The organism is Paenibacillus apis, from assembly GCF_018333295.1.
GTDB lineage: Bacteria > Bacillota > Bacilli > Paenibacillales > Paenibacillaceae > Fontibacillus > Fontibacillus antibioticophila.
Genome location: NZ_BORS01000022.1, coordinates 17,753 through 30,808, shown reverse-complemented (window position 1 = coordinate 30,808; position 13,056 = coordinate 17,753). Strand labels below are relative to the sequence as shown.

The 13,056-nt window shown below is 47.4% G+C and carries 9 protein-coding genes; 2 read left to right on the top strand and 7 right to left on the bottom strand.

The genetic code is table 11. From position 1 onward, the window contains the following. Positions 1 to 30: 30 nt before the first annotated feature. The 3 genes from KI362_RS22670 to KI362_RS22660 all read right to left on the bottom strand — a co-directional run bounded on the left by KI362_RS22670 (position 31) and on the right by KI362_RS22660 (position 6,183). Positions 31 to 537 (bottom strand): type 1 glutamine amidotransferase domain-containing protein, encoded by a 507-nt coding sequence (locus KI362_RS22670; RefSeq protein ID WP_301630647.1) that lies wholly within the window; start codon positions 535 to 537, stop codon positions 31 to 33. A gap of 274 nt (positions 538 to 811) precedes the next feature. After that, positions 812 to 1,621: a class B sortase gene (gene srtB / locus KI362_RS22665; protein WP_301630646.1), complete on the bottom strand. Its 810-nt coding sequence runs from the start codon at positions 1,619 to 1,621 to the stop codon at positions 812 to 814. A 5-nt stretch (positions 1,622 to 1,626) separates the two neighbouring features. Continuing rightward, entirely contained in the window at positions 1,627 to 6,183 is a 4,557-nt protein-coding gene (locus KI362_RS22660; RefSeq protein WP_301630645.1) for a DUF7601 domain-containing protein, read from the bottom strand. A 515-nt stretch (positions 6,184 to 6,698) separates the two neighbouring features. Here KI362_RS22660 and KI362_RS22655 point away from each other — a divergent pair. After that, positions 6,699 to 7,871, top strand: coding sequence for a hypothetical protein (locus KI362_RS22655; RefSeq protein ID WP_301630644.1), 1,173 nt, complete (start codon positions 6,699 to 6,701; stop codon positions 7,869 to 7,871). A gap of 58 nt (positions 7,872 to 7,929) precedes the next feature. Here KI362_RS22655 and KI362_RS22650 read toward each other — a convergent pair whose 3' ends face one another. From KI362_RS22650 to KI362_RS22640, 3 genes are all read right to left on the bottom strand, one after another. Beyond that, complete coding sequence (locus KI362_RS22650) at positions 7,930 to 8,100, bottom strand: hypothetical protein (RefSeq protein WP_301630643.1); 171 nt, start codon at positions 8,098 to 8,100, stop codon at positions 7,930 to 7,932. Positions 8,101 to 8,208: 108 nt separating this feature from the next. Then, positions 8,209 to 8,655, bottom strand: a complete 447-nt coding sequence (gene dtd, locus KI362_RS22645; RefSeq protein ID WP_301630642.1) for a D-aminoacyl-tRNA deacylase — start codon at positions 8,653 to 8,655, stop codon at positions 8,209 to 8,211. A gap of 19 nt (positions 8,656 to 8,674) precedes the next feature. After that, positions 8,675 to 10,849, bottom strand: coding sequence for a RelA/SpoT family protein (locus tag KI362_RS22640; protein WP_301630641.1), 2,175 nt, complete (start codon positions 10,847 to 10,849; stop codon positions 8,675 to 8,677). A gap of 211 nt (positions 10,850 to 11,060) precedes the next feature. Between KI362_RS22640 and uraA the strand changes: the two genes are divergently transcribed. Then, complete coding sequence (gene uraA / locus KI362_RS22635) at positions 11,061 to 12,344, top strand: uracil permease (RefSeq protein ID WP_301630640.1); 1,284 nt, start codon at positions 11,061 to 11,063, stop codon at positions 12,342 to 12,344. A 189-nt stretch (positions 12,345 to 12,533) separates the two neighbouring features. On the opposite strand, the gene KI362_RS22630 is transcribed toward uraA, so the two are convergent. Next, entirely contained in the window at positions 12,534 to 13,052 is a 519-nt protein-coding gene (locus tag KI362_RS22630; RefSeq protein WP_216481097.1) for an adenine phosphoribosyltransferase, read from the bottom strand. Between the last annotated feature and the right edge of the window lie 4 nt (positions 13,053 to 13,056).

The window sequence follows — 13,056 nt, the reverse complement described above, 5'->3', positions numbered from 1 at the left end:
CTATTACCTCCCTTGTTCCTGAGTTTTGGTTTACAGCTTCTTGAGCAATTCTCTGACAAACGCCGGTTCATCCTTCGGCGTACGCGAGGTCACGAAATTTCCGTCGACAACAACCTCTTCATCCCGAAACGTAGCGCCCGCATTGGTCATGTCGTCCTTCAGCGGCGTGAAGGAAGTGATTGTTCTGCCCTCCAGCAGCCCTGCACTGATCAGAATTTGAGGGCCATGGCAAATTGCCGCAATCGTCTTTCCCGCCCGGTTCATCTCTGTTACAAAATCCAGGATCGGCTTACTGCCGCGCAGGCCCTCGGGAGACGAGCCCCCGGGAATCACGACGGCGTCAAAGTCCGAAGCCTTCACATCCGCAATCGCCATCTCCGTTTCATATTCCGCCTTGCCTTGCTTGCCCTGAACCTTCCGTCCTGCCAGCAGCCCGATAATGACCGCTTCATGTCCGGCTTTTTTCACTTCTTCATAAGGAACCTGCATTTCGGAGTCTTCAAACTGGTCTGCCAGTAAAAACGCAACTTTGCTCATCTGACCGTTTCCTCCTTACTCAATCCTTTGGTATGTTAGAGATTCTCTAATTTCCTGAGTCCATTTCTTGAGTCATGCTCGTCTTGTTATTACCCGTTTACTTCTCTTTTATAACAATGCTCCTGCCCCGCGGCAAGGGACGATGATCTTCAGCGGCAGCAATGCATCAATTCAAATAAAAAGCGCCAATCTAAGAAGGATTTCCTTCTAGATTGGCGCCTTTACATTTAAATATCCCTTAGCACCGCTGTATAAGGCACATTGTGATCGTTTCTTATCCGGTCTGAACCAGCTTTCCGAATAAGGCATATCTCGCATTATTGAATTCATAAGAGCAGGTACATAAGGCAACAATCCGTTCATTAGCAGCCACCGATACATCGCTCTTAAAGGTTGAGTCTCTTTTTAATGCATCAATATAGGTCAGAAAATCCTGGTCATCATGAAATTGGTACCTTATAAACTCATAGTCCCCATCTGCAACGATTCCGGCAAAAAACTCCACCGTATATACCCCGGACGGGGTAGACAGTTGCATGGCAGGATGTTTATCAAAATACTCCTGGTCCTTATATTTCCCTAATGATGAGAACATGGAACCGTCCTTCATATTGTGACCGTAAACGATCGTATTCTGCCCCGAGAAATCACCTGCAGTCCGATAATCCACGAAGAGACTGCCCAGCTTGTTCTTCTTGCCATTAAATAAATGAGTCAAATAGTACTCATTATCTGTTCCCTGCACGATTGGATAGTCGATGATCTGGTCCTCCGACGAAATCCAAGCTACGACCTCCGGATTAACCTCTTTCAGGGCAGAAAAATCTATCTCTCTTACCGGATTCACGTCGTTCGCTGAAGGAACATTAATGATGTCTTTTTCTACCGTCAATGGACTTTCTGCCTGAGTCCGAAGCAGGGCATAAGCTTCATCTCCCTGACGATATTCACGCTGCTCAGCCATAAGGATATAGCCGGAACACAGGAGGCCCAGAAAACAGATGACCATCAAAATGCGCAGCAGCTTATGAATCCCGGCATAGCGGTTTACGATTGCTTTATGTCTGTTTTTGTTCCTGCTCATGCTAATTAATGATTCATCTCATTTTTCGGATATTTTCTGCTTCGCAGAATAGAATCCGTTAAGAATAATGCGGCCAACGCCAGCAAGAAGAAGATGAGTCCGAACTTTGCTGCTTGCTGGAAGGAAGTGTCACCCGTTTTCGGTGTTCCCATCGCCGCTCCCTCACTGTCTTTATTTCCCTCGCCGCTTTGATTGCCGACAGGCGTGGCGACATCGGAATCTCCGTCAACTGAATCCTCGCCGGCTGGCTCTCCATCTGGCAGGCCTTCACCGTCATTACCCTCTATGTCTCCACCGTCTTCGATCGAGGGCTCTTCATGGTTTTCAGTGTCCTTTGTGTTGATAAAAGCCGCGCTATGCGTCATCCCGGAGTGGATCACTCCCGAGGAACCTGAGCTAGAGGTCACATATCCTTCTCCGGCGTAATCCTCTTCCGTTACAACATAATTTGTACCCTCGGGAAGTCCTGAAATAGTAATGCTCTCTCCATGGGCCAGCGAGAAGCTGCCTCCGCTTTGAATGGAACCATGAGATGCGCCTCCGCTTCCCGTGAAGCTGTAGAAGCCTGCTGCGCCGTTTAGGATGATGGAGAAATTAAATCTCTTCCCGCGATCACCGGCGTCTCCTGTCACAGACTTGGTGATATTCAGGCTGCCCCGACCAGGTGAATTGTCAGGTGCTGAAGGTTCTGAAGGTTCTGAAGGTTCTGAACCCGGCTCTGATGGCACATAAACATTTTTCGTATTTACGAACGAGGCGGTCATTACGGAATCCGTCAGGATGATCCCGGTATCGTCTATACTTGATTCGGTATAGCCATCAGCAGCGTAATCTGCTTCTGTCACCGAATAAGCAGCATCCTTGGGAAGTCCGGTGATCGCAATGCTTTCTCCATGAGCCAGAGAAATGGTATCCCCGCTCTCGATCCGGCCGTCAGCCGCACCGCCGTTCCCGAAATATTCATATTCGCCTGAAGCACTGAATTGAACCGTAAAATCAAACTTCTTGCTCTGGTCAGCCGCATTACCGGCTACAGTCTTGCTAATGACCAGGCTGCCCGGCTTATCCTTTGTATTCGTAAATGCCGCTGACTGAGTATCATCCGCAGCAATGACGCCGGCAGCATCAATACTTGAAGTGAGGTATCCCTCCGGGGAATAATCCGTTTCAGTTACCGTATATTCTGCATCCTTCGGCAGGCCGGTAATAACAATGCCTTCCCCATGAGCCAGAGCGATCGTACCGCCGCTGCTGATCGTACCATTGCTTGCACCACCGGTTCCAATGTAACTATATGTGCCTGTAGCTCCGGTAAATGTGACTGTGAAGGTAAACTTCTTGTTCAAATCTCCGTCATTCCCGGCAACTATCTTGCTAATGGCAAGATTGCCCACGGTATTCTCAAGGTAGTTCACTACCGTCAGCAGGTTGGAGCCAGTGCCGGTCTTTCCGTCAATGGAAGTGACAACCTCAGGACCGGAAGTATCCACGCTGACCGTATGAATCGTATCATCGATGGTATAGCCTAAAGGAGCGGCCGTCTCTTTAAGAATATACTGTCCGGCCGGGATCGCTCTCAGCGTCAGCTTGCCGTTTGCTGCGCTGACAGCCTTGCGGATAGCTGTGCTGCCATCCTCCGAGAACAGGGTAAATTCAGCGTCCGGAAGCATCGCAGCTGTCGCTCCGTTCGTTTTGGTAATTTCCAGCCAACCGCCTCTTTGCATTGTCGCCAAGCTGTCTGCACTGCTGATTGCATAATTCACAGCTTGATTTTCTGCGTTGACGTTGCCTTTAGACAACCGTACCTGATTGGTAACGGAGCCCGGATCACCAGTGATGTCTGTCAGATAAGTAAAGCGATAAGCCTTGCTGTTATCCGGAATGTTGAAGGTAAGGACACGGGTTGTATTGTTGTAAGAGATATTGCCATCAAGTACTAAGGCAACGGGATCCCCTTCCTCAAGTGTTCCGTCCTCCTTCAGCGTCAATTCCGCAGCAGTAATATTGCTGCCCAGCAACAAAGCGCCCTTGGAATCGGTGCGTAAATCAAGACCGATAGGCAGCGTGTCTTCAATTCTCTCTCCGACATTTGTCAGGGCGTAGGGGTTGTAATCCACGGTCCAGTTCAATATACCCTGCTGGGGAGCTGTGTAGGACTTCTTAAGAACTTCGCTCTTAATCGAAACGCCCCGATTTCTGGATACTCCAGGCGTCCATTTTTCAGCGATCAGTTGCAAGTTATTTGTGATCGTCGAAGTCTGGTTTCTGTTAAAGTAGCCGTCAAGCGTACTTTCGTTCGGTTTAGCTTTCACCAAAATAACATAAGGCTTGTTCAGCGGGCTGAAGGTGAAGGTAGCCTTACCTGTCTCCGTGAAATTGGCTGTCAAGCCAGCTACATCATCCGGCGTAATATCAACAGCATTTACAGAAGAGCCCGAGCCTGCCGTTCCCTCGAATACAAGGAAGTTTTGGCCGGGTGCAATCTCCGTGAATTCCCATCCCGCCGGCAAGGTATCTGTGATCGTTGCTGCTCCCAGTGCCTCATCATCCGCATTTTTCACGGTATCAAAATCCAAGCCGTCCGCATTGATGCTAAGCCTGAAGATGACCGATTTGTCGATATAATCAAAGCCTTCCACAGCGTTGGTTGTACGGTGAATATTAACGCCTGCGGCCAGATCGGCTTGCGCCTCGCGCTTAAGAAGTTCCTTCTCCAGCGTTCGGCTGTCATAATCCACGTTTCCTGTTGCATCGTTCAACTTATCGTTCCCTGCAAACAAGGAAGCCGTGTTAGATACATTGGAAGTCTTATTGCCAGCAAAAATATTCGGGTCTACAACAAGTGTCTTAAAAGAAAAATTATTAGGTGTGTTCGTCAAAAGTCCCGTAATTTCCAGTAGATCAGCAACGCGCTCTCCGCCTTGCTCGATCGGAATAACATTCAAAATCCCGTCGCCTGTAATGCCTGTATAACTGCCGTTTACATATTTCAAGCCATAGCGCGGCGTAAGGTCGTTAAGATTAATGCCTAACGATGGATCTGCTGTTACCGTATTAAGATTAATACTATTTTTGTAGACCAACAGATCATACACCTTCATGTCCGGAATGTTCTGTCCCTTCGCATCCACATTTACCGTCCAGGTAATCTCACGGTTGGTTTTATCCAGCGTTCCGGACTTGGAAATTGCGTTATAGCCGATGCCCACTCCGATGCTGCCTGTGCTCGGATTCACTCCGGCCGGCTTGCCTTCCCAATCCAGCGTCGCTGAATTGTAGAACATTCTCGTGCCTGTCGTAGTATCTGTATCCGTCACTTTACTCGTGATAATCAGTCGAGCCATTTCACTGATAGTTCCTGTTAGTGTATATTCACCGTTAACAGGTTCTACGGAAACATCGCTATGGTGATTCCAGGTCGTACCGTCTGTCGAGATCTCCCACTCCGCGGAAGCAAAGGACAGGCCGTTCGGCAATTGATCCTTGATCGTCAGATTTTCCAGTTCTGCCATCGCACGGTTGGCCGTAATCGTCCAGGTAATCGTACGGTTGCTTGGATCATATACCCCTCCAACGAACTCATCACTGGCTTCCCCGCTTTTTTCAATCCATTTCGGCGGAGTAAATGTCACCCTGTCCGATCCGTCCTTGACAGGGACATTGTCCTTAAGCAATTCCGCAGTATTGCTTACTGATTGACTATCGTTAGCATAATATTTATTTTCCGGAATTTTCGTCTGGAAAGTAACAGACTGCGGGCTCACCGAATTGTCCGGGAATGTATATTGAATTACATTACCGGTTATAGCGGGTGCAACAGAAGTCCCCCCCACTTCAAAGGAGCCTGCCACAAGTTCGCCTACCCCCGTTAGATCATCACTGAATATATAATCCTTAAGATCCAGTGAATTACCGCTTTGGGTTGCGCTGATTTCCACTTGCCAGTCAATCGTCTGACTGGACAAATCCACAGTACCGCTTTTCCCAACATTGTACACGATTTCAGCCGGAGGAATATTTACGGTATAGTTCTTGCCAAGAATCGTTACCGTATGATCACCTTCGGCACCCGCGCTTCCGCTGTCGTCATATTGAAGCTTTGCCGTAAATTCTCCGTTAACACCATAATAACCGCCGCTTCCATCAAAAATGTCGGTGTCCCCGTTAAAATAGACATCAGCTGTTACGGTGCTTCCCGCTTGAGACAAACTCGCAGTAGCAAGCTGCTTAGAGCCGAACATAAGCGGTGGAATCGATTCCGGCACGGCTAAGAAGCCTTGGCTCAAAAGAAGGCTTACAGTATCCTTGTATTCAATGATCTGCGGCGGAACAGGATCGTCTCCTGCAACCGGAACACCAAAGGAAACGTTAACCTCAATCGGCTCCTTTCCGTTAATTGTATCTGCTTCCGTAATCACCTTGCCGTTCTGTATAACCACAGCCGACAGATTCGTAAGCACACCTGACTTATCGCCCGCTGCGGTCGCCGTACTGCCAACGGGGGCCACCGTGCTGATCAGGACGATCAGAACCAGCAGCCAATTCATAAGCTTTGATCTCATTAGATCATCTCCTTCTTCAGATCTGTCTTTTAGCCCTCAGCAATCTATAATTATTCTAATTTAAAGGCTTCATTACGAAAGCATATCAAAGGAGATATTGAGCCGCTTGAAGAAGAAAATAAAAATTTGATTTAAATTTTCCTTTGAAAGAAAATGAATTTCCTTTGAAAGAAAATGATTTCTTTTATAAAGTGGGATGTATATATTGACGATAAATAGGAGATGAACACCACGGGAAGGAGGGCATGGCTATACGTTTTCCTATACGTATGTTATGCATAACAGACATGAACTTAGGGAGATTATTAGAAGAATTGATTGATATAGCAAAAAAGCCGAAAACCGATTTTGCCATTAGTATGAACATGACTCCTAGCGGATTGAGCAAAATTTTAACCGGAAGCAGACTTCCTGTAAGAAAGGAAAAAAAGGTATTCATTAAACTAGCCGCAGACTATTTTTCTGAATACATATACTCTCATGCGTGTTATTTAAAGTTCAAGGATTTGTTTCCCGTGATCTATGATTTTAAATCTTTGGAGGACTTGCGCTCGTTTTTAACTTATGCGATTGAATACGCGCTGGATAAAGATCTTGCGACTGCCAATCAAGTGAATTTGGAGTTTGTAGAACGGGGATTTTACTTTTTGGGGCGGAAGTCGGTGCTTAATCTGCTATGTGTCATGTTATCCGATCATCTCGTCAACGATTCTCATGAGCCGTTAGAAGTCTATAGCGCAATTCCCACCTATGATCCGGCCTATTCCGAAATTTTCTTAAATTCGCTGATTGTTAACCCGGAAAGATGCACTCATATTGTCTTCAATCATTTTTTTGACGGATCGCTTCATGAGTCATCACGCCAAGGAAAAAGTGTCTCACTGAACTTTATTTCTGTCACGCAAAGAGGATTTAATCTAAACCTGTGGACAACTACAAGTGATCTGGGTCAGCCTTTTCTGCTGTTGAAAGGAAAACTCCTGCTGATGTTTGATTCGCAAATCGACGGAACACCGCTATTGATCCCCATTGCGCATAAGAACTACTTGAACTTGTTTTACAACAGTCTTATGAATAAGGACATCCGGAAAATCAGCTACAGTAGAAGTGAAGCCATTGCATTTTGTGAGGAAAACCGCCCTGCTGTCACAGCACTATTTAATCAAGGAATCGATACCGTATTTAATTTTACTTCCATTGGGTACTTGCTGAGGGAGGAGGAAATTAACTCCTTGCCCGCCAGTGAAAAGATAGGCAACTGGGCTTGGCTGTTGTTCCAGCACATTATGAATAAAGGAACGGAGTTTTATGTCTCTCTTGCCGCGATGGAACGCTTTGCCGCAACCGGGAAGGCTGTCGTTCCTTTTATTGGCGCCTATTCCTTCCCTGACGAGCAGCGTGCTCCTTATATGCAGCGCTTCAATCAATATCTGATGGAAGAGGACAGCTTCAGCAGGATCAGGTTATTGGATAGCCATCTTTCCAACATGGCCATTCTGTGCGCAGGGAACTATTGTCTCATTTATGCCGTTGACGATGAGTATGCTCTGGAGAGGATCCATATTTTCGATCGTGCCAAGGTCAGTCTTAGTCTGGAGAAAATAATCAAGGACAACAAGTTAGTGGATTTCAAATTTTCAAGCGAATTATGGAGTACCTATCAGGAAAGCTTGTTAAACAATGTTTAGATAAAAAAAGGGCAGCGAATGGAATTTCTCCGTTCGATTGCCCTTTTGATTTATTCTCTCAGGTTCTTCTATTTCTAGGATTAGCCATGCCTGAAGACGGCTTCACCTCTTTGCTGATGAGCAGCCCCTCGTCCTGAGCGGATCGAGCGAGGGCCAGAGTCTCTGATCTCTCCCCTGTTACGAGCAAAGGGTGGCACTGCCAAGCACGATCATTCGCGGTTTGACGCATAGAAGTGTCGACTCCTTAAGCAAAAATCTCTAATGAATTTATAGAGATTATCCCCCAGAAGGTCCTGCTCTATTCCGCAATCAAGCAAGCAACGATAGTCAAAAGTAATTACGCGTACGGATGCTCAAGCATTATTGTGACCGGCCCCCAATTAACGAGTTCCACATCCATATCAGCACCGAAACGTCCGGTCTCTACGGAGATCCCTTTTTCCTCCAGCATTTGATTAAACTTCTCATATAGCGGCAAGGCCTTCTCCGGCCGGGCCGCCTCAATAAAGCTCGGGCGTTTGCCCTTCCGGCAATCGCCGTATAGAGTAAACTGGGACACGGACAGAACGGAGCCGCCAATATCGGTCAGACTCAGGTTCATCTTGCCCTCCGGATCTTCAAATATCCGAAGCCCGGCAATCTTATCTGCAAGGTAAGCGGCGTTGTCTTCTGTATCTTCATGGGTAATGCCAACCAAAAGCACAAGCCCGGCACCGATTGAGCCGATCGTGTCTCCGTCAACGGTTACTCTCGCTTGCTTGCAGCGCTGTACAACTACTCTCATGCTTGTTCGTGCTCCTTACCTATTGCATTATCCGGTGAACCGTATATACATCCTTCACCCGCTTGATTTTTTCCACTACAGACTGCAAATGATCCGTGTTGCGAATCAGGATCGTCATATGAACCAGTGCCATCTTGTTCTTGTCCGAACGGCCGGAGACCGCCGAGATGTTGGTCTTACTCTCCGATACCGCCTGAAGCACCTCGTTAAGGAAATTACGGCGGTCATGCCCTGTAATCTCGATATCCACGCTGTAATTCGCTTCGATGGCATGCTCCCATTCTACATCAATAACCCGTGCTGCTTCTTCATCATCCGTACCGCTAGGAATATTCGGACAGTCGCTGCGGTGTACGGATACTCCGCGACCACGCGTGATATAACCGATAATATCATCACCCGGGACCGGGTTACAGCATCTGGCAAAGCGCACGAGCAGGTTGTCGATTCCTTTGACTACAACCCCGTTCGTCGGTCTCGGCTTTCGCTCTTCAGCCGCCTTGACCTCCTTGACCTCGGACGTCAGCTCTGTGATGCTGCTCTCCTCTTGCTCCTTCCGCAGCTTCTCGGTCAGCTTGGTTGCAATCTGCGCCGCTGTAATTCCGCCAAAACCGACAGCGGACAGCATATCATCAATGTCATTGAAGGCAAACTTCTTGCACGCCTCCATTAACTTATCATCTGTCATCCATAACGGAGCATCGATGCCGGCACGCTTCAGCTCCCGTTCTATCGCCTCGCGGCCCTTCTCGACGTTCTCCTCACGCTTCTCTTTCTTGAACCACTGCTTGATCTTGCTGCGCGCATGAGAAGATTGGGCAATCTTTAACCAGTCCTGGCTCGGACCGTAAGAATGCTTGGAGGTGAGAATCTCCACAATATCGCCTGTCTTGAGACGATGATCAAGCGGAACAATTCGTCCGTTAACCTTGGCGCCAATGGTCCGGTTGCCGACCTCCGTGTGAATCCGATAAGCAAAATCAAGCGGAACAGATCCCGACGGAAGCTCGATAACTTCCCCGGAAGGCGTAAACACAAAGACAAGATCCGTGAAAAAGTCCATTTTAAGCGACTCCACGAATTCCGAAGCATCCTTGGCCTCATGCTGCAGCTCCAGGATTTCATTGAAAAAGGTCATTCGTTTCTCCGGTCCCCCGGATTCAGGTCCTTCCTTATATGCCCAGTGAGCCGCAATTCCGTACTCGGCTGTCCGGTGCATCTCCCAGGTGCGAATCTGAACCTCCGTAGGCTCGCCGTTCGGTCCAACGACGGTCGTATGCAGGGACTGGTACATATTTGCCTTCGGCATAGCAATATAATCCTTGAACCGCCCGGGCATAGGCTTCCAAAGCGTATGAATAATGCCTAATGTGGCATAACAATCCTTGATATTGTCGACGATGATCCGGATCGCCAGCAAATCATATATTTCGTTAAATTGCTTGTTTTTCGTGGTCATTTTTTTGTATACGCTGTAAATATGCTTGGGACGGCCAGACAAATCGGCCTCGACGCCCATTTCATCCAGCTTCTCGGAAATGCGCGAGATAACGCTGGCAATATATTCTTCTCGCTCAGCCCGTTTCTTGCGCATCAGATTGGCGATCCGATAATATTGCTGCGGATTCAAATACCGGAGAGCAATATCTTCCATCTCCCATTTGATCGCCGAGATCCCCAGACGGTTTGCGATCGGACAGAAAATCTCCAGCGTCTCGTATGCAATACGCCGCTGGCTCTCTTCCGATTGGTATTTCAAGGTTCGCATATTATGCAGACGATCCGCCAGCTTGATCACAATGACACGGATATCCTGAGCCATAGCGATAAACATCTTGCGGTAATTTTCATTCTGCTGCTCTTCCTTGGATCTGAACTTAATCCGTTCGAGCTTGGTAAGGCCGTCAACAAGCATCGCGCAGTCCTGGCCGAAATGCTCATGGATCTCCTTCAGGGAAACCGTCGTATCCTCTACAACATCGTGCAGAAGCGCAGCAATGACGGAAAGTGCATCCATCTGCATATTAACGACAATTTCAGCCACCGCTAATGGATGCAAAATATACGGTTCTCCGGACTTCCGCACTTGGCCATGATGTGCCTGCTCCGCAAAATCGTATGCATCCCGGATACGCTGAAGCTCCAGTTCTTTTATATAGGCAGACGCCTTTTCAAGTACTCGATCTATGCCCATTGAATCCTGCCCGATTCCTTTCTATATTCCCCAAATTAGATTTCCTATAATTATGACTCCTGCTCTGGTTTACGTCAACTCTTGGCTTATAGCATAAAAAAAGCGGAGTTTCAAAATGTTCGAAAAATTCTTGTTGAAAAAAGTCGGCAATCTATATAATCTAGTAAGGATGGTCTTTTGATAACGTGAAATTGAAGAGGAGTGAACCTGCTTGCAACGTGAAATTCAGGTCAATGAAAAAGTTCCTTTTGGACAAGGCACACTGCTGAGTATCCAGCACTTGTTCGCTATGTTCGGCAGTACGGTTTTGGTGCCAAATCTTTTTGGCGTCGATCCTGCGATGATTCTGCTAATGAACGGTATTGGCACATTGCTCTACATCTTTATTTGTAAGGGTAAGATTCCGGCCTATCTCGGGTCCAGCTTTGCATTTATCGCACCCGTAAAGCTCGTTCTGGACAGTCACCCGGGAAATGGATACGCCCTTGCACTGTCAGCATTTATCGTCACTGGCGTCATTTTTCTTCTGGTTGCTCTTCTCGTCAAATACGCCGGAACATCCTGGATTGATGTAGTATTCCCTCCTGCTGCTATGGGAGCTATCGTAGCTCTGATCGGCCTAGAGCTTATTCCCGTTGCTGCCGAGATGGCTGGTTGGATTTCGGACGGCTCAGATAACTGGACAGCAAATCCCCGATCTATTCTTCTCTCCCTGGTTACACTAGGCGTTACGATTCTTGGCGCAGTACTTTTCCGCGGCTTTCCTAAAATTATTCACATTTTGATCGGTATTGTCACTGGTTACGGGTTGGCTTACATTATGGGCGAGGTTGATAAAACTTCTATAGGCAGTGCTAACTGGCTGTCCAGTCCTACCGTAACAACACCGCAATGGGATTTGTCTGTTATTGTTACGATCGTTCCGGTTGCTCTAGTTGTCATTGTCGAGCACATCGGACATTTGCTCGTGACCAGTAATATTGTCGGTAAGGATCTGTCCAGGGATCCAGGGCTGCATCGCTCCTTGCTTGGAAACGGCATTTCAACCATTATTTCCGGCTTTGTCGGGTCTACTCCAAATACTACTTATGGTGAGAATATTGGAGTTATGGCTCTGACCAAGGTATACTCTGTATTTGTTGTCGGAGGAGCGGCTGTCATAGCCATTCTGTTATCCTTCTCCGGAAAATTCTCAGCATTGATTGCCTTTATTCCAACACCGGTAATGGGCGGTGTTTCCTTACTGCTGTTCGGTGTAATCGCGGCCTCCGGTCTTCGGATCTTTGTTGAACAGAAGGTTGACTTCTCCAAAGCCACCAACATGATCTTGGCTACTGTCGTATTTGTGGTAGGATTAAGCGGCGTGAAGCTGACCATGGGCTCCGTAGAACTCAAGGGTATGGCTCTTGCCACCATCGTTGGGATTCTACTCAGTCTGTTCTTCAAGCTGATTCAAGTGCTTGGCTGGTCTAATGATAAAGATGAAGCAATATAAGTTTAACAAATGATCATACACAGGAGGCAACGTATAAAGTGTTCTTACGAACGCTGACGCTTCTTTAGAACACTTTACACTTATGCCTTTTCTGTGCAGTTCTTTATATCAACTTATGTAGCATTAAAAAAGGGAGCCTGCCCGCGAACGATATTATTTGCGGACAGGCTCTTTTTCTATAGTGTTACCTTAATTGTCGTATTGAACCAACGAATAAACATCAATTCCCGGAAGCTTCGCACGGCCGTTCAATTCTCCAAGCTCAATCAGAAATGCCGTACCTACAACATTGCCCCCAAGCTGGCGCACAAGTTCTACAGATGTAGAAATCGTCCCTCCTGTAGCGAGCAAATCGTCAGCAATCAGCACATTTTGCCCCGGCTTGACCGCATCGCTATGCATGGCCAATACGTCTGTGCCGTATTCAAGGTTATATTTCACCTCAATGGTGTCATAAGGAAGCTTGCCTTTTTTACGAATCGGTACAAACCCCACACCAAGCGCATAAGCGAGCGGAGCTCCTACAACGAAGCCGCGCGCCTCCGGTCCGGCAATCAGATCAATCTTGAGGTCTGACACAAGCTTTCTCAGCTCATCAATAGCCAGACGGTACTTCTCTCCGTCATTCAGCAAGGTTGTGATATCCTTGAAGCTGATTCCCGGCTGTGGAAAATCCGGAATGACGCGAATATAATCCTTGAAATCCAATACA

Bases quoted from the DNA above. Each gene is read 5' to 3' on its own strand.
- KI362_RS22670 (WP_301630647.1), bottom strand. From the start codon at position 537: ATGAGCAAAGTTGCGTTTTTACTGGCAGACCAGTTTGAAGACTCCGAA.
- srtB (WP_301630646.1), bottom strand. From the start codon at position 1,621: ATGAGCAGGAACAAAAACAGACATAAAGCAATCGTAAACCGCTATGCC.
- KI362_RS22660 (WP_301630645.1), bottom strand. From the start codon at position 6,183: ATGAGATCAAAGCTTATGAATTGGCTGCTGGTTCTGATCGTCCTGATC.
- KI362_RS22650 (WP_301630643.1), bottom strand. From the start codon at position 8,100: ATGCGTCAAACCGCGAATGATCGTGCTTGGCAGTGCCACCCTTTGCTC.
- dtd (WP_301630642.1), bottom strand. From the start codon at position 8,655: ATGAGAGTAGTTGTACAGCGCTGCAAGCAAGCGAGAGTAACCGTTGAC.
- KI362_RS22640 (WP_301630641.1), bottom strand. From the start codon at position 10,849: ATGGGCATAGATCGAGTACTTGAAAAGGCGTCTGCCTATATAAAAGAA.